This window comes from Mycobacterium sp. (assembly GCF_050701515.1).
Lineage (GTDB): Bacteria > Actinomycetota > Actinomycetes > Mycobacteriales > Mycobacteriaceae > Mycobacterium.
The window spans coordinates 29,448-46,117 of sequence record NZ_JBOGDB010000168.1 but is presented as its reverse complement, the minus strand read 5'-3'; the positions used below and the strand labels follow the sequence as shown (position 1 = coordinate 46,117).

Genomic DNA, 16,670 nt, shown 5'->3' with positions numbered 1-16,670 from the left:
GCGCAGCATAGACACGTGGGCGGGAAACGTCCTGCGGGTGGCGCGCGCGAAAACGGGTTTGACGCAGCGTCAGTTGGCGACCAATGCGGGCGTGCCGTACAGCACGATCGCCAAGATCGAGTCGGGGGCGCGTCAGCCGACCCACCCCACGATGGCTAAAATCCTTGCAGCCGTGGACCTGTCGCTGTCCACGCAGCTGGTGCCATACGACGATCATGACGATGTGCTCTGGGAGCAAGAGCAGCGGCGCAGCCCCACGGAGCGTGAGCATATGCAGGCCGAGCAGGCACGCCTTGCGCGTGAAGCGACACATGCCTGAATTCGCCCCCGCGGCGATTCTGGAGGTGCTCGCTCGCCACGACGTCGACTACGTGTTGATCGGCGGCTACGCCGCCCTGCTGCAGGGATCGGGAATGGCGACGATTGACGTCGACATCGTGCCGGCGCGGCTCACGCCTAACCTGGCGAATCTCGCCGCCGCGCTGACCGATCTCGGAGCGAAGATCCGCGCCGCGGGGAGCGAGGCACTTCCGTTCAGCGCCTCGGCGGAGTCGTTGCAGGGAATGAGTGTGCTGAACCTGACGACCCGGTTCGGGGATCTTGACCTGACATTTGCGCCTTCCGGCTTCGTCGACGGTTTCGATGCGCTGCGGGTCGGCGCGACGCCGATGAGCATCGACGGCGTGCGGGTTCTGGTCGCCAGCCTCGATGATGTAATCGCATCCAAGGAAGCAGCCGGCCGTGACAAGGACTTCGAGGCACTCCCCCGGCTCATCCGGCTGCAGCAGCAAACACAAAACCGAGCTCCTCGCGACCCGACGACTGGGCAGGAGATCGAGTGAACGGCTTCGTGTGCGGCGAGTATCAACACAGTCCCCCCGAGAACACGCACAGAACAACCCGGATCGCCCGGCGCTGGCACATGTGCGACACACCACAACTAAGACGCGGTTCAACGCCCATCGTGGACGCGTCTGCCGGGTGCTCCGCCGCCATGCCGGTTTCGACTGCCCTCCTCCGGTAGTCCCGCTACGCCACCTTAAAACGTCACTGTGACGATTTAAGGTGGCGTAGCGGGGCTCGGAACATCCATCGGCACAACGCTTCTGGCGCCGCAGCGACAAGTCGGCGCACCTCAACCCTCGGCGGCTGTCCAGTCGTAGGGCAGGAATTTCCCGTCGAGCGTCACGACAACACGCTCGCCCGCCGGGTGCGGTTTCTTCTGGACATCGACGCTGAAATTGATGGCGCTCATGATGCCATCGCCGAACTTCTCGTGGATCAATGCTTTGATCGCGCCGCCGTATACCTGAAGTACCTCGTAGAAACGGTAGATCGTCGGGTCCGTTGGCACGGCCGTTGGTAGCCCGCCACGCATCGGCACCGCGACGAGCACCGGCACCGCCGCCTCGTCGAGACCGAGCATCTGCACCAGTACCTTGGCCGACTCTGCCGGTATCGGATGCTGGCCGAGCAACGCTGATGTTGTCCACACAACCGGCCGATCAATAGCATCGGCGAGCTGTTGCCACGACAGACCCTTTGCCAGCCGGGCCGAGACGATTTGAGCGGTGACTTCATCTCTGGTCATGGGGTCAGCATGCTCGCCCGAGATGATCGATGCCAGCGCTGAACCTCAATTCGCGACCCTCACAGAATGGATCGCTTCGAACGCCAGTGTCATCGGCGGTCACGGCCGACTGGTCAAGTGCGGCGATCATGTGGGAGTAGGGTCCACCTAGGAGGTCCGATATGCGGAAGCACTCCAGGTGGGTGGCGATACCCGCCACCGTCGTCCTCGTGGCCGTAGGTTTGGCGGCGCCCGTGAGCGCCCACCACGGGTGGAGCGAATATCAGGACGCGCAATTCGAAATCACGGGCAAGCTAGTGACGCCCGTAAGCCTTGCCGGCTCGCATGCCACGGCGCAGATGAGCGTCGATGAAGAGGTCTGGGAGGTCGTGCTCGCTCCGTCGGCACGTACTGCACGTGCGGGCCTGGATGAGGATGCCGTCCCAGTCGGCGCCACCGTGACCGCGAGCGGCCACCGGCATCGCGACGAGACGAAGCTCGAAATCAAGACAGAACGCCTGACGTGGAACGACACGGTGTTCAACGTCTACCCCGACCGCGAGTGACGGCCGATCCAAGGACTCCGACGCTAGGCGCGTGCCGGCGTCGCCGCTCTGCAGCGTGCGCGCATGCATGAACTGCTCGCCTGGCTACAGTCGTCTGCGCTGGGCGAGTTCATGCGCGGCTCCGGGCTGTGGACCTACCCAATCGTCAACCTGATTCACATCCTCGGTATCGCGGCCCTGTTTGGCGCCGTGCTCATTCTCGATCTGCGGCTGGTGGGGGTATGGCGCCGCACGCCGCTCCCTGCGATCACGGCTACTGCTGCCCCGGTGGCGATAGCAGGCTTCGCAGTCGCCGCGACCAGCGGCGTCTGCCTCCTCGCGACCAGTGCTCTTGAATACGAGGACAACCCGTTCCTGGTGGTGAAGTTCTCGGCAATCGGACTCGGATTCGTCAACGCCCTCGTGCTGCGCCGCACCGCGGCGTGGAAGGCTCACACAACCCGCGATCTGTCCCACGCCGAGGCCCGGCGGCTGGCGATGATGGGTAGTGTGTCGCTCATCAGCTGGCTGACAGCCCTCACGGCAGGGCGGATGCTCGGGTACTGGTAGCCAGCCAATCCAACAGGTGCAAAACTCAGACCTTGCTCGCGGTCTGCTCGTGCACCGCACGCCTGATCGCCTTAGCGCTCAACGTATCTCGACACGAGGCTCGCCGTCGATAACGGTGATAACGCCATGTTGAAATTCGGCTCGCGAGCCGCCGGCAATGACTATTTCGTCAGTGGTCGGGTACCCCAGCGGCCCACCAGCGCCGCCGGTATCTTCCCAAGCCGCGCGAATTTTGCCCTGCATGATGTGGGCTCCTGTCTGCGCCGTCCAGTAGACGACACCGCTTTGGAACTTGTTGTATCGCCCGCCATTTGGGCCTGCTTGCTCGTCGGAAATGGGCTGGCCCAACGGCCCGCTCGCGCTGCCGGTGTCAAGGAATTTTTCCAAAATTGCGCCCTGCAAGGTGAATTGCCCCGCCGGTTGGGCGATTCGACTTGTCGATACTTCGCTGCTAAGAGGCGTCGCTGACCCGATGGGCTCCGCGTTCTGGCAGCCAACTGCGAGTACAGCGGTAGCTGCGGCGGCCACGCAGGCCATGATGTTTCGGGTGGGCGGCATAGTGCGTTTCCTTCCTGAGGCGATAGCGCGAAAGCTTGTGAGCAATAGGACGATCAGCACCTAGCGGGTCGCCCTCATGGCTCGGTAAGCAGCCCTACCGAAGATGTCGGCAAGGCGTTCTGGCGTCGATTCCTGATCGGCATCGAGCATCATGCGCACCGCCGCTTCGCCGATCGCGAGGAACACCTCGCTCAGCGGAGCCAAGACGCGGTCGATCTCGTCGACCTGCCATCGCTCCAGCAGTGGCCGCATTACCGTCTCGACCTGGCGAGCGACCTGCGCACGACCGCGCGCGAAGGTGCCGGCCAGCACAGGATCTGGGTCGCCGGCGAACATGATCCGCCACGAAGCGGGACGATCGCGGACTGCGGTGAGTAAAGCACGGAACCCGTCGATGAACAGCTGCTCGATCGATCCGGTGCGAGGAGGCGGGAGCATACCGGCCAAACCTGTAAGCACCAATCCGGTCTCGCGGTCCAACAGCGCGGCGAGCACCTCCCCGCGTCCGCCGTAGCAGGCGTACACAACGGGTCGGGTGACTCCCATGCGGGTAGCGATGGCAGCCATCGTCACGTTCGTGACGCCGTCCTCGGCGGCGATTTGCAATGCGGTGTCGAGAACCTGCGGCCGCCGCCGCTCGGGCCCGAGGTGTTCGGCTCGAACGCGGTTGGGTGTTGCAATCTGCGACGAAGTCATCGGCCTATCGCGCCGAGAATCGGCTGAGATTCGAGGATGCCCTCCTCGCTGGGCGCAACGCCTTCGCCGAAAACGCGGACCAGTTGCTTTTCGCGAAACTCGAAGTGCGCCTGGCTGGGAACGGCATAGCCATACCGCGTCTGGGCTTCGCGCGGCGTCATGATGGCCGGATCCTTCGGCGGGATGGACAGCAGGACACGCGTGCCGATCGGAAGCGTCGCCGGGGAGATCAGCCGAAGCAGGATCAGCTGCAGGCGCTTGCTCATCCCGATCACCGTGAACGCCGCGCGCAGCGGCGGCACAACCATCGCATCGAGAACTCGAGATGTGCTGAGCCCGACCATCTCCCGCATCCATCGCGGCATCGTCGCCAGCGTGCCCCGACGCAAGAACGCCGTGATGGCCTTGGTGAACGGGCGCAGCAAGAGCGGCATCTGCGGCAGCATCACGTCGGCTCGCAACAGGTGCCTCATCGCTTGTATGGCGATGTCCGACCCCACCAGTTGCGGACGCATCTTCTCGAAGTACTGCTGAATGCCCTCGCGGCTGCGCGGAACGTCGGCGGGGTCGCAGGTTTGCAGTTCGGCAGCGCGCGCACATTCGTCCCAGTATTGCGCCTCCTCTTTTGCCAAGAGCCGGCCGGGACCGTACTTCTCGTAGGCGACGAGGATGGAGTGCCAGGCGGTGAGGTGGATCCACAGCTGGGACGCCGCATCGTTCGCGTCGTAGTTCTGACCGGTGACCGGGTCGACGCCGACGGCCTTGGAATGGATCTTGACCAACACGTCCGCAGCCTTGGCGGTGGACCGGCTGTCATCGAAGGCCACCATCGCGAAGTAGCGCAGCGTCCGGTCATACCGGGTGCGGGGTCGGGCATAGATGTCGTGCGTCCTGTCCACGGCCGCGACTAGCGCAGGGTCGAGCTCCTCGATGACGACCGCACGTTGGAACCCGATCGACAGCGACGTCGGATAACTCCACACCCTCCACGTCACCGAGTCGGGGCCGAAAAAGCCGTAGTCCTCGGCGGGCTCTGCCTTAGGCAACGACAACCACTCGCGGATATTCACGGCTCCCCAAACCTTTCCTACACTACGTAGGATCTTTCCTACAGCGTGTAGGAACCTTCGTCAAGGTCCGCTCGACTCCTAGGACGACACGTAGTTACGCGCGGGTGTAGTCTCGCACGCGGCGTGGCAGCGAACACGAACAGGGGCAGCAGTGACACAGACACCAAATGAAACAGCGACCGTGACGCCTAGCGGCCGAAAGGAGGTCCGCGGGTCGAACACCGAGCAAGTCCAGTTCCACTACGACCTGTCAAACGACTTCTTCCGGCTGTGGCAGGACCCCACCCAGACCTACAGCTGTGCATACTTCGAGCGCGATGACATGACGCTGGAGGAGGCCCAGCGCGCCAAGATCGACCTCGCGCTTGGCAAGCTGGGCCTGCAGCCCGGGATGACGCTGCTCGACGTCGGCTGCGGCTGGGGCTCCACGATGATGCGGGCGGTCGAGAAATACGACGTCAACGTCATCGGCCTGACGCTTTCCAATAACCAGAAGTCACACATTGAACAGTTGTTCGCCGACTCGGACAGCCCGCGCAGCAAGCGGGTGTTGCTGCAGAGCTGGGAGCAGTTCACTGAGCCCGTGGACCGGATTGTGTCGATCGGCGCGTTCGAGCACTGGGGATTCGAACGCTATGACCCCTTCTTCAAGTTGACCTACGAGCTACTGCCCGACGATGGCGTGATGCTGCTGCACACCATCGTCGTACCGACCGACGAAGAGGTGGAGGAGCGCCAGCTGCCCACCACGATGTCGTTGCTGCGTTTCATCAGGTTCATCCTCACCGAGATCTTCCCCGGTGGCCGGCTGCCGCAGGTCCCGCAGCTCGAAGAGCACATCACCAAGGCTGGCTTCAACCTGACCCGGGTCCAGGCGCTGCGGCCGCACTACGCCAAGACGCTCGACATCTGGGCGGCAAATCTCGAGTCCAAGAAGGACGAGGCCATCGCGATCACCTCCCAAGAGGTGTATGAGCGGTACATGAAGTACCTGACCGGCTGCGCCGACCTGTTCCGCAGGGGCTACACCGACGTCTGCCAGTTCACCTGCGAAAAGGCATAGCTCGGCCGCCGCGAAACGGTCGAAACGGAGCTCCGGCGCGAGGCAACACGACCTGAAAGGAATGCTTATCCACCCCGGTGCGGCGAGTAGCATCAACGGATTCGTACCAGTAGATTTCGATCCAATCCACCTGGAGGGATCGACCAAGAATGGCTGACAGCAGTTCGGGCTCGACCAAGATGCGGCCCCTGTTCGAGGACGTGCAGGCCCACTACGACCTATCAGATGATTTCTTTGGGCTGTTCCAGGATCCATCGCGGACCTACAGCTGCGCGTTCTTCCAGCGCGAGGACATGAGGCTTGAAGAGGCGCAGCTCGCCAAGACCGACCTCGCGCTTGGCAAGCTGGGCCTGCAGCCCGGGATGACGCTGCTCGACGTCGGCTGTGGCTGGGGCTCCACGATGAAGCGCGCGATGGAGAAGCACGACGTCAACGTCATCGGGCTGACCTTGAGCAAGAATCAGCACGCCTTCTGCCAGCAGCTTCTGGACCAGGTCGATACCGACCGCTCCCACCAGGTGTTTTTGCACGGCTGGGAGGAGTTCGGCGACCCGGTCGACCGCATCGTCAGCATCGAGGCATTCGAGGCGTTCCCGAAGACGCGGTATGCGGCATACTTCGAAACGGCCCACCGTATCCTGCCCAGCGGCGGCCGGATGGTGTTGCAGACGATAATGGGGCGCCCACTGCCCTTGAGCAACTGGCCCAAAGAGGCCCGGCCCACCATCACCGACCTGAAGTTCATGCGGTTCATCGCCAAGGAGATATTTCCGGGCGGCGGGGTGCCATCCGAGCAAGACATCGTTGAATTCTCCCGCGACGCCGGTTTTTCGCTGGAAGGAATGCAGCTCTTGAACCCGCACTATGTCCGGACACTGGATATATGGGCGGCGAATCTAGCGGCACATCGTGACGAGGCGGTCGCCGTCACGTCCGAAGAGGTCTACGAGCGCTACCGCAGGTACCTGACGGGATGTGCCGACTTCTTCCGCCGAGGCATCACTCAGGTGGGACAGTTCACCCTTACGACGTAATCGGGTCAGTACGCGCCGAACGCCAGAGCGACATTCTGCCCGCCGAGACCGAACGAATTCGCTACGGCCCACCGGTAATTGCCGTGGCGCGCCTGGCCGGCCACGACATCCAGATCGATCTCGGGGTCGAGTTTTTCGAGGTTGAGGGTGGGCGGCACGGCACCGTCCCGCAGCGCCTGAACGGTAAGTACGGCTTCCACCGCTCCGGTGGCGCCCATCGAGTTGCCCAACGCCGCTTTGGGCGCATAGACGGCCGGCTTGTGGTTTCCTAGGGCGTTGCGGATGGCGAGCGCTTCGGCCAGGTCCCCGAACGTGGTTCCGGTTGCGTGTGCGTTGACGTGGTCGATGTCGGTCGGTGTCAGACCGGCCAGCTGGATCGCGCGAGTGATGGCATCGCCGGCCCGCTCGCCGCTCGGGTCCGGTTCGACGACGTCGTAGCCGTCGGACGTGATGCCCGCCCCCATCAGACGGGCCAGGATGGACGCGCCGCGCGCCTTGGCGTGCTCCTCGGTTTCGATGACCATTAGCGCGCCGCCTTCACCGAATACCATGCCGTCGCGATTCTCGTCGAACGGGCGGCAAGCACCGGCCGCGTCGTCATTGTTGGTCGACAACATGCCAAGCTGCACGAACGCCGCGATGGGCACCGCCTCGATGATGGTCTCGACCCCACCGCAGATCGCGATGTCGGCCCCGCCGAGAACAATGTGTCGCCACGCCCGGGCGATGGCCGCGGCACCCGAGGCGTCGGCCAACACGGGTGCGATCACCCCGGCCTTGGCCTGACGATCCAACCCAACTGCGGCGGCCGGCGCGTTGGGCATATACATCTGCACTTCCAGCGGCGACACCGCCCGCATGCCCCGTGCCCGCCAGTCGTCATAGCGGAAGACAAGGTCCTCGGTTGTGGCCAGCGCGAGCCCGATCGAGACCATCAGCCGTTTAGTGTCGATGTCGGGTGATCCGGCGTTTTCCCAAACTCGCCGGCCCAGCACAGTGGCCATCTTCTGCATGTAAGACAGCCGGCGCCGCTCCTTGTGGCTCAGCTGCTCGTCGAAGCTCTCCAGCAGCCGTCCACCGATACGAACCGGCGATTCGAACTCCCGGACGAAGGGATTATCCAGAGTGCGGATGCCACTTCGGCCGTCCAGTAAACCCTGCCACGTGTCCTCCGCATCGGGCGCGATGGGAGTGGTCGATGCGACGGCCGTGACGACGACGTCGGGGAACCCGCCGCCGGTGGTCAGCGCTGCCATGCTTCTCCATCCCGCCCCGACCCGGTGATTGCAACTTCCCGGATCATTACAGTAGCGCCGCTCTCCCCTGTCGTGGAGGCCGTCTCCCCCACGGCTGTGCGTGATGTGTGATCGCGCAGCTGTAGGGTCAATTTGCGGCCCCGCGGAAATGGAAAGCGCCGACGACTAAAGGAACGGAGCAGCGTAGGCGAAATGGCAGCGTTGGCTACTGGGCGTGGGTTTCCCAATGTGGTCGTTACCGGCATCGCGATGACGACGGCCCTGGCAACGAGTGCGGAAGGCACCTGGAAGAGGCTGCTCGACCAGCAGAGTGGCATCCGCACGCTCGAGGATCCGTGGGTCGAGCAGTACGACCTTCCCGTTCGCATCGGTGGCCATCTCCTGGAGGATTTCGACTATGAACCGGCGCAGGTGGATCCGCGCCGTCCGTCGTATCTGCAGAAGATGTCCACGGTGCTGGGCCGGCGACTGTGGGAAAACGCCGGCTCGCCGGAGGTCGATCCGAAACGTTTGATGATCTCGATCGGTACCGGGATGGGCTCGACCGAGGAACTCGTCTTCAGCTACGACGACATGCGAGCACGCGGCATGAAGGCGGTCTCGCCGTTCGCCGTGCAGAAGTACATGCCCAGTGCGGTGTCCGCCGCGGTGGGGCTGGAGCGCCGGGCCAAGGGCGCTGTCATCACGCCGGTATCGGCGTGTGCTTCGGGAGCCGAAGGCATCGCCGATGCGTGGCGCAACATCGTGCTGGGCGAGGCGGATATCGCGATCTGCGGGGGTGTCGAGACGAGGATCGAGGCGGTGCCGCTCGCCGGATTTGCCGGGATGCGGATAGTGTTGTCGACCACCAACGACGACCCGCCCGGCGCCTGCCGCCCGTTCGACCGGGATCGCAACGGTTTTGTGTTCGGCGAGGCGGGAGCGCTGATGGTTGTTGAGACCGAGCAGCACGCCAAGGCGCGCGGCGCCAACATCCTCGCCCGGCTGATGGGTGCCGGCATCACCTCGGATGGCTACCACATCGTGGCGCCGGATCCCAACGGTGAACAGGCCGGTGACGCGATGACGCAGGCGATTCAGCTGGCAGGGCTGACGCCCACCGACATTGAGCACGTCAACGCGCACGCCACCGGCACCGCAATCGGCGACTTGGCCGAGGGCAAGGCGATCAACAACGCGATGGGCGGTCACAAGCCGGCCGTCTACGCACCCAAGGCGGCTCTGGGCCATTCGGTCGGCGCGGTCGGTGCGGTCGAGGCGATACTCACCGTACTGGCGCTGCGCGACGGGATCATCCCGCCCACACTCAACCTGGTCAACCTCGATCCCGAGATTGATCTCGACGTAGTCGCCGGTGGGCCGCGGCCGGGCAACTACGGGTACGCGATCAGCAATTCGTTCGGTTTCGGCGGGCACAACGTCGTGCTCGCGTTCGGCAGATACTGAGATGACGGCCGCCGACGGTCGTACCTCGACGACTCCGGCCGAGCGCCGACCTCCGGGCCCGCGGGTGATAGGCCCGATCCGCCCGCTGGTCGCAGCCGCCTGCGGCGCCGGATATCTGGTCGCCGGACAATGGATGGCACGACGCCTGTTCGCAATCTATGGACCCGTGGTTTCGATTCCGCTGCCGGGCATACCCGTGGTTCTCATCAAGGATCCGGAACTGGTCAAGCAGGTGTTCACCGAGAAGCCCGACGTCTTGTTGGGCGGGCGGGGCGTGCGTCCGTCCGCCATCATCTACGGAACGGGTTCGATGTTCGTGCAAGAAGAACCCGAACACTTGCGCCGCCGAAAGCTGTTGACGCCCCCGCTGCATGGCAAGGCGCTCGAGAACTACAAGCCGACCATCGAGGACAGCACGCGACGTGCGCTCGCCACCTGGCCGACGGACACGTCGTTCAGCATGTTGCGCGCAGCGCGTGAACTCGCCCTCGACGTGATTCTCCGCGTCATGTTCGGTGTCGAAGACCGCGACGAGCGCACCCGGCTAGGGCGTCCCTTCGAGACCCTGCTGGATCTGGGGTCGTCGGAACAACTGATTCTGCGCGTCGCCCTGCACTCGCTGGGAGGGTTGAAGCGCTGGCCCAAGCTCGATCGCGCCAACCAGGGAATCGACCAGCTGCTGACACCCATGATCGCCGCCCGGCGTCGGGACCCCGATCTGCACGACCGCACCGACATTATGTCGTTACTGCTCACAACCCGCAGCGAGGGCGGCGAGTACCTGACGGACAAGGAAATTCGAGACGATCTGGTCACTCTGGTGCTGGCCGGACACGAAACCACCGCCACCACGTTGGCCTGGATGATCGACTTGTTGCTGCATCACCCCGATGTGCAGGCCAAAGTGCGGGCCGAAGCCGAAGCAGCCGAATCGACAACGTACGCCGAGGCAGTGATCAACGAAACGCTTCGCATTCGACCCCCTTCCCCATTCACCGGTCGCTACACCGCCGGCGACTATCGGCTCGGCGAGTACACCGTGCCGGCCGGGACGCGGATTGTCCCGCACATCGGCGAGGTCAATCTCAATGCCGAAACCTATGACCATCCGCACGAGTTTCGGCCGGAGCGATTCCTCGATGCGAGTCCGCCGACCTACGGGTGGATCCCCTTCGGCGGTGGTATCAAGCGCTGCCTCGGCGCAAGCTTCAGCCTTCTCGAGCTGACCGTTGCTCTCCAAACGCTGCTGCGCTCCGGAAGTTTCGAAGCTGTACACAAGAGTCAGGACCGACAAGTCCGACGCGGGATCGTGTTGCTTCCGCATCGCGGGGTGTTAGTCCGCTATCGGCTGACCTTCTGCGACGAACTGTCGTGAGTCCAGTCGCGTAGACGTAGCCGCCAGGTCGCCCAGGCATAGTCGAGTTCGGAATGAGGCCATTGGGTCACGATGCGGCCAGTTGGCGATCGGTAGTAGCTGTCGCATCGCGTCCAAATGGTACGTTCCAGCTCAGCCGAAATCTGCTTGTTGAACCGGTTTTCGGCCTCGGGTCGCACATCCACAAAGCCGCCGTGGCGTGCGAGCCTACTCACCGCACTGGCCACCAGTCGGGCGCCGGCTTCCAGAATGTAGATGATGGAATTCGCCCCCTGGTTAGTGTTCGGGCCGTACAGCATGAAGAAATTCGGGAAGCCGCTGACAGCCACCCCGAGATAGGCCCGAGGGTCCAAACCCCAACGTTCGTGCAGACTTTCGCCTCCGACCCCGATGACCTCGATGCCGGACAGATAGCTGGTGGTTTCGAACCCCGTTGCCATCACAATCAGGTCGACATCGACGATCTTGCCGGCCGCGGTGATGATCGATGTAGGGGTGATGCGCTGAATTGGATCCGTCACCAGGCCGACGTGTGCGTGTTGCAAAGCCGCATAGTACTTCTCACCGAGTAGGACCCGCTTACAGCGGAACGGATAGCGAGGTGTCAACGCATCGCGGAGCCGTTCGTCAGCGACATTCCGCCGTAGAAAGGCCGCAGACAACTCCTGGACCTCGGCAAGTCGCGGGTGGTCGGCGGTCAAAGCGGTGAGGCCATGTTGGAATTTCCACAACCGCCACCGCTCGCGTCGTGGGGCCCACGGCCTGCGACGGAACCGAGACAACTCGCCGACGCTGTAGGCGCGGTCCTCTTTCGGCACCATCCAGGGTGGCGTGCGCTGAAAGACCGTCAGTTGCCCCGCCGTATTGGCGAGTTCGGGTACGACCTGCACACCACTTGCCCCGGTACCGACCACCCCCACCCGCTTGCCGGTCAAGTCGACGGTGGCGTCCCACTGCGCCGTGTGCATGACTTCACCGGAGAAATCAGCCAGTCCCTCGATGTCGGGATACCTCACGGAACCGAACAGTCCGACGGCGCTGACGATCACATCCGCGACAACCATGCGGTTCGTATCCCCGTCGGCCAGCTCGACGTCCCAGTGCAGTCCTTTCTCGTCCCACCGCACCGTGCGCACGCTAGTTCCCAGTAGCAGGTGACGGCGAAGGTCGAAGTCATCGGCGACCGTTTCGAGGTAGGCAAGGATCTCCGGCTGGTAGGAGTACGTACGACTCCACGACCGATTGGGCGCAAACGAGAACGAATACAGATGGCTCTGGATATCGCAGGCCGCGCCCGGATAGATATTTCGGCGCCAGGTCCCACCGACGCCATCGGCGCGCTCGATGATCAACAGATCGTCGATGCCTTTGCGTCGCAACGCCACCGCGGCGGCGAGTCCGCCGAAACCCGCGCCGATGATGACCACTCGCGGTGGACGACGACGTCGAGTCATCGCCCGCATCCGACCCACAAGGTATCGGCGGGTGCGTCGTCGATCGCCCACCGTGATCAATGTCCGATGAGTTGCTCGCCGCGGATCTCGAGTCCCTCCAGCAGACCCTGCTCCCGCCAGGCCTCGAGGATATCCGCGTATTCGGTTGGACTGCCGAAGAAGAAGCTCCCCTGACGAGTCTTCTCGTTCGCCTGGCCTTCACGGTTGTAATAACCGGGTGTGCATGACTTCGCCCGTTCAGCGCTCGCCGTGGACCGTTCGACCACCATTTCGACCCACGCTTCCTCTGCGTTGGCCGAAGCCTCCAGCTCCGTGGCCGCATGACTCAATCCCCACGCCACCACCCAGGCCACGTGGCGTGCCTGGATATCAAGGAGGTACGGGAAGTTCACGGTGAAACCGGACTGGGCGATGCTGAGCACGAAGCAGTTTGGGAAGCCATGGATGTTCAGGCCATGATGCGTCCGAACGCCGTCGCGCCAGTTGTCCGTGAGCGTCAAGCCGTCTCGGCCGACGAGTTCGAAACCCGTGCGTCGGGAATAGTCGGTTCCCACCTCAAACCCGGTCGCGAAGATGAGGCAGTCGACAGTGTGTTCTGTGCCGCCCACCATCAGACCGTTGTCCGTGATCCGCTCGACTCCCCGGCCCTGTGTGTCGACGAGGGTGACGTTCTCGCGGTTGAACGTCTGCAGATATTCGTCGTGAAAGCACGGGCGCTTGCAGAAGTAGCCGTACCAAGGCTTGAGCGCTTCCGCAGTGGCACGGTCGGTCACGATCGCGTCGACGCGGGCACGGATTTCCTCCATCTTGGCGAAGTCAGCCATATCGACGGTCCGCTTACGCTCTTCGTCGGACATGCCCGCGATGCTGGTTTGCCGCATCACGAACAGCTTCTTGACGATGCTGGTCCATGCGTCGTTGACCAGGTCCTCGTCGGCTTCACCGCCGGCGGTCAGTAGCTGAAAGTTCTCGATGCGGCGGCGCTGCCAACCCTCCTCCAGATCGGCCGACCAACTCGGATCGGTCGGACGATTTGCGCGAACATCGACGGTAGACGGGGTGCGCTGAAAGACCATCAGATGTTTTACCGACCTCGCCAGGTGGGGCACGCACTGGATCGCGGTCGCGCCGGTGCCGATAATTCCGACGCGCTTATCCGACAGCCTGGCCAGGTCTGGACCGGTGTACTCGTAGTCCCATCGACTGGTGTGAAAAGCGTGCCCCTCGAACTCCGTGATTCCTTCGATGCCAGGAAGTTTCGGCTTCTGTAAGTAGCCGTTGGCCATCGCCACGAACCGTGCCCGAATCGCGTCGCCGTGGTTCGTCGAGATGATCCAGCGTGAAACGGCTGAGTCCCAGCGGATCTCATTGACCTCGGTCTGAAGGCAGGCATCGCGATACAGGTCATAGTGTCCGGCGATACGGCGGCAGTGTGCAAAGATCTCGTCGCCCTTGGCGTACTTCTCGGTCGGAACGCAACCCAGTTCCTCGAGCAAGGGCATGTAAACGTATGACTCGACGTCACAGGCGATACCCGGATACCGATTCCAGTACCAGGTGCCTCCCACGTCGGCGGCCTTGTCGATCAGCCGGATGCTCTGCACGCCAAATTGCCGCAGTCGGGCGCCGGTCAGCAGGCCCCCGAAACCGGCCCCGACGATCGCGACATCGACCTCGTCTGACAGTGGGTCACGGGTGAAATCCGGATCGCTCCAAGGATCGTCCGCGAAGCGGGCAAACGGACCAGCGATCTCGACATACTGTGCGATCCCGTCGGAGCGCAAACGCCGGTCGCGCTCATACGCGTACTTCTTCCGTAGAGCATCCACATCGAATGCCACGTCGACGCCTCCGCCCCACGGAACCCCGGCTCCAGCTAAATTCTGTCCCCGGCATCTTGAACCACTACGGAAAATCTGGCAAGAATCCAGCGTCTGGGCGTCATAATCTCCTCCGAGCGTTTGTCCAGACAAAGGAGTCCGCATGGAGATCGACCCGGCCGCGACCGCCTGGCTGCTTACTTGTACCGCGCTGGTGGTGTTGATGGCGCCCGGGCTCGCCATCTTCTACGGCGGCATGGTGCGGTCGACGGGCGTGCTCAACATGATCATGATGTGCTTCATCTCGATCCCCGTCGTCACGGTCGCGTGGCTGGTGGCCGGCTACACTCTGGCGTTCGGCGAGGATGCCGGCGGCGGTCTGGTAGGCAACGTGGACCACATCGGGCTGATCGGCATCGATCCGACCACCGTTCGATCCAACGTTCCTGAGCTCCTCTTCGTGATGTTTCAGTTGGGATTCGCCGTCGTCACCGCCGCACTGATCAGCGGCGCCATCGCCGATCGCGCGAGGTTTTCGCGATGGATGGTGTTCGCAGCGGCCTGGACGGTGGCGGTATACGCGCCTGTCGCCCACTGGGTTTGGGGTCCGGACGGCTGGCTGGCAAAGCTGGGCACGGTCGACTACGCGGGCGGGCTGGTCGTCGAAATCGTGTCCGGGGCGTCCGCGCTCGCTCTCGCGCTGGTCCTCGGTCCGCGCATCGGATTCGGGTCCGAGGCGATGCGGCCCCACAACCTGCCGCTCGTTCTGCTCGGTGCCGGACTGCTGTGGTTCGGATGGTTCGGTTTCAACTCGGGCTCGGCTCTCACAGCTGACGGCAAGGCGGCGGTCGTCTTATTCAACACGCTGCTCGCTGGTTGCCTCGGCATGCTGGGCTGGCTTGCCGTCGAACGGATTCGGGACGGCCGGCCGACGACGTTGGGTGCCGCCTCCGGCGTCATCGCAGGCTTGGTCGCAATCACGCCATCGTGCGGATTCGTCTCGCCTCTCGGCGCAATGGTGGTCGGAATGGCTGCCGGTGTCGTGTGTTCGTTCGCGGTCGGCTGGAAGTTCAAGGCCGGCTATGACGACTCCCTCGACGTTGTCGGTGTGCACTTCGTCGGCGGCGTGGTCGGCACATTCTTGATCGGCCTGCTGGCGGCCGAGGTGGTATCCGGCGGCCCCGAAGGCTTGTTCTTCGGCGGCGGGCTGACCCTGTTGGGTAAGCAGACTCTTGCCATCCCGGTCGTCGGGTTATTCGCCTTCGCTGTCTCCTTCGTCATCGCGAAGGTCATCGATGACACCATGGGATTCCGCATTCGGCGCGAGGACGAGATGTCGGGCATCGACTTCGCTCAGCATGCGGAGACCGCCTACACCGAAGGCGTGCACGGTCACCAACTCAAGCGTCCGAGCGCCGAATAGACCCCTCGGTCCTCACCCATGGCCAGGTCATCATCGCCCACACGGAGAACACCAGGGTTCCGCCGACCAACAAGTAGATCGGCCACGGACCCAGGACATCCAGCAGACTCGCGGTGGAGGGCTTTCCATTGAGGAAACCGTAATTTGTCCCGGCGATCCGGTTGACGGTGAATGTGATCGTCGCCCATGCCAGCGTGACCACAACCGCGATGCGATAGCTGCGCCAGTCGGGGCGCATTCTCCGGCCCCACGTCAGGTAGATGGCTGCCCAGACGACAAGAAGGTGTATCGCCCAGAAACCAAGGAACTGGGGATGCGGAAAGTCGGGACCCCGTAGCGCCGGGGAGATCAATGCCTGCGCGCTCAGCGACAGGCCCCAGAAGTAGGTGAGCGCGAACGCCCAGTGTCGCTGCGACCACCATGCGTAGGCGGAGGTGGCGGTGGCGAGGTCGGTCAAGTGCAGCGGTAACGACCTGTCAAGGCTCGGCGGAATTACCGAGTACACCAGCACCGAACCATATAGCGCGGCGGTGAAGCCTCCGACGATGCGGCCGAAGCGACGGGACTGCGATTCGGTCTGCCGGCGCCCCAGCCAAACGAGTAGCGCGGCGCCGACCACGAAGACGGCGATCGCACCCCAGTACGACGGCCCGTAGGCCGAGAACTGGCGTTGCCCGGAGAACATGTCCATCAAATCTGCACTCTTCCACCTCTCGCGCTCGCGAGATTAATTCGCGCGATATGAGCATTCAGGATGAGCAGAATGTGTGACCCTTGCCACACGTTGCGT

At 63.5% G+C, this 16,670-nt stretch carries 17 protein-coding genes; 9 read left to right on the top strand and 8 right to left on the bottom strand.

Annotated elements, in window-relative coordinates:
* Together ACRDU5_RS14280 and ACRDU5_RS14275 are read left to right on the top strand one after the other, a co-directional pair.
* Window positions 1-319, top strand: a 319-nt coding sequence (locus tag ACRDU5_RS14280) for a helix-turn-helix transcriptional regulator (protein ID WP_526615232.1), incomplete at its 5' end; no start/stop codon positions are given.
* Window positions 312-842, top strand: coding sequence for a DUF6036 family nucleotidyltransferase (locus ACRDU5_RS14275; protein WP_526615231.1), 531 nt, complete (start codon window positions 312-314; stop codon window positions 840-842). The genes ACRDU5_RS14280 and ACRDU5_RS14275, both read left to right, overlap by 8 nt.
* A 293-nt stretch (window positions 843-1,135) precedes the next feature.
* Here ACRDU5_RS14275 and cynS read toward each other — a convergent pair whose 3' ends face one another.
* A complete protein-coding gene (gene cynS, locus ACRDU5_RS14270) occupies window positions 1,136-1,591 on the bottom strand; it encodes a cyanase (protein ID WP_526615230.1) in 456 nt (151 codons plus the stop codon).
* 161 nt (window positions 1,592-1,752) lie between these two features.
* Here cynS and ACRDU5_RS14265 point away from each other — a divergent pair, with 161 nt between their 5' ends.
* Together ACRDU5_RS14265 and ACRDU5_RS14260 are read left to right on the top strand one after the other, a co-directional pair.
* A complete protein-coding gene (locus tag ACRDU5_RS14265; RefSeq protein ID WP_526615229.1) occupies window positions 1,753-2,136 on the top strand; it encodes a DUF6152 family protein in 384 nt (127 codons plus the stop codon).
* A gap of 63 nt (window positions 2,137-2,199) precedes the next feature.
* Window positions 2,200-2,685 carry a DUF6644 family protein gene (locus ACRDU5_RS14260; protein WP_526615228.1) on the top strand — a complete coding sequence of 162 codons (486 nt, stop codon included), beginning with the start codon at window positions 2,200-2,202 and terminating at the stop codon, window positions 2,683-2,685.
* Between the two features lie 78 nt (window positions 2,686-2,763).
* On the opposite strand, the gene ACRDU5_RS14255 is transcribed toward ACRDU5_RS14260, so the two are convergent.
* From ACRDU5_RS14255 to ACRDU5_RS14245, 3 genes are all read right to left on the bottom strand, one after another.
* Window positions 2,764-3,213 carry an LGFP repeat-containing protein gene (locus ACRDU5_RS14255; RefSeq protein ID WP_526615227.1) on the bottom strand — a complete coding sequence of 150 codons (450 nt, stop codon included), beginning with the start codon at window positions 3,211-3,213 and terminating at the stop codon, window positions 2,764-2,766.
* A 90-nt stretch (window positions 3,214-3,303) separates the two neighbouring features.
* Window positions 3,304-3,939, bottom strand: a complete 636-nt coding sequence (locus tag ACRDU5_RS14250) for a TetR/AcrR family transcriptional regulator (protein ID WP_526615226.1) — start codon at window positions 3,937-3,939, stop codon at window positions 3,304-3,306.
* Window positions 3,936-4,985 (bottom strand): oxygenase MpaB family protein, encoded by a 1,050-nt coding sequence (locus ACRDU5_RS14245; protein WP_526615225.1) that lies wholly within the window; start codon window positions 4,983-4,985, stop codon window positions 3,936-3,938. Before ACRDU5_RS14245 ends, ACRDU5_RS14250 begins: the two co-directional genes overlap by 4 nt.
* 205 nt (window positions 4,986-5,190) lie before the next feature.
* On the opposite strand from ACRDU5_RS14245, the gene ACRDU5_RS14240 reads away from it, so the two are divergent.
* Together ACRDU5_RS14240 and ACRDU5_RS14235 are read left to right on the top strand one after the other, a co-directional pair.
* Entirely contained in the window at window positions 5,191-6,072 is an 882-nt protein-coding gene (locus tag ACRDU5_RS14240) for a cyclopropane mycolic acid synthase family methyltransferase (protein ID WP_526615224.1), read from the top strand.
* A gap of 149 nt (window positions 6,073-6,221) precedes the next feature.
* Window positions 6,222-7,106 carry a cyclopropane mycolic acid synthase family methyltransferase gene (locus ACRDU5_RS14235; protein ID WP_526615222.1) on the top strand — a complete coding sequence of 295 codons (885 nt, stop codon included), beginning with the start codon at window positions 6,222-6,224 and terminating at the stop codon, window positions 7,104-7,106.
* Between the two features lie 5 nt (window positions 7,107-7,111).
* On the opposite strand, the gene ACRDU5_RS14230 is transcribed toward ACRDU5_RS14235, so the two are convergent.
* Window positions 7,112-8,362 (bottom strand): KasA/KasB family beta-ketoacyl-ACP synthase, encoded by a 1,251-nt coding sequence (locus tag ACRDU5_RS14230; RefSeq protein ID WP_526615220.1) that lies wholly within the window; start codon window positions 8,360-8,362, stop codon window positions 7,112-7,114.
* Between the two features lie 192 nt (window positions 8,363-8,554).
* Between ACRDU5_RS14230 and kasB the strand changes: the two genes are divergently transcribed.
* Both kasB and ACRDU5_RS14220 read left to right on the top strand, forming a co-directional pair.
* Window positions 8,555-9,808 carry a 3-oxoacyl-ACP synthase KasB gene (kasB, locus tag ACRDU5_RS14225; RefSeq protein ID WP_526615219.1) on the top strand — a complete coding sequence of 418 codons (1,254 nt, stop codon included), beginning with the start codon at window positions 8,555-8,557 and terminating at the stop codon, window positions 9,806-9,808.
* Window position 9,809: 1 nt separating this feature from the next.
* Window positions 9,810-11,183: a cytochrome P450 gene (locus ACRDU5_RS14220; RefSeq protein ID WP_526615218.1), complete on the top strand. Its 1,374-nt coding sequence runs from the start codon at window positions 9,810-9,812 to the stop codon at window positions 11,181-11,183.
* On the opposite strand, the gene ACRDU5_RS14215 is transcribed toward ACRDU5_RS14220, so the two are convergent.
* Both ACRDU5_RS14215 and ACRDU5_RS14210 read right to left on the bottom strand, forming a co-directional pair.
* Window positions 11,150-12,637, bottom strand: coding sequence for a flavin-containing monooxygenase (locus ACRDU5_RS14215; protein ID WP_526615217.1), 1,488 nt, complete (start codon window positions 12,635-12,637; stop codon window positions 11,150-11,152). The genes ACRDU5_RS14220 and ACRDU5_RS14215 overlap by 34 nt on opposite strands.
* Before the next feature lie 56 nt (window positions 12,638-12,693).
* Window positions 12,694-14,622: a flavin-containing monooxygenase gene (locus ACRDU5_RS14210; protein ID WP_526615216.1), complete on the bottom strand. Its 1,929-nt coding sequence runs from the start codon at window positions 14,620-14,622 to the stop codon at window positions 12,694-12,696.
* Here ACRDU5_RS14210 and ACRDU5_RS14205 point away from each other — a divergent pair.
* Window positions 14,621-15,880 carry an ammonium transporter gene (locus tag ACRDU5_RS14205; RefSeq protein ID WP_526615215.1) on the top strand — a complete coding sequence of 420 codons (1,260 nt, stop codon included), beginning with the start codon at window positions 14,621-14,623 and terminating at the stop codon, window positions 15,878-15,880. The two genes, ACRDU5_RS14210 and ACRDU5_RS14205, sit on opposite strands and share 2 nt — an antisense overlap.
* Here the strand turns inward: ACRDU5_RS14205 and ACRDU5_RS14200 are convergent.
* Window positions 15,858-16,565: a YwaF family protein gene (locus ACRDU5_RS14200; protein ID WP_526615234.1), complete on the bottom strand. Its 708-nt coding sequence runs from the start codon at window positions 16,563-16,565 to the stop codon at window positions 15,858-15,860. The genes ACRDU5_RS14205 and ACRDU5_RS14200 overlap by 23 nt on opposite strands.
* Window positions 16,566-16,670: the final 105 nt, after the last annotated feature.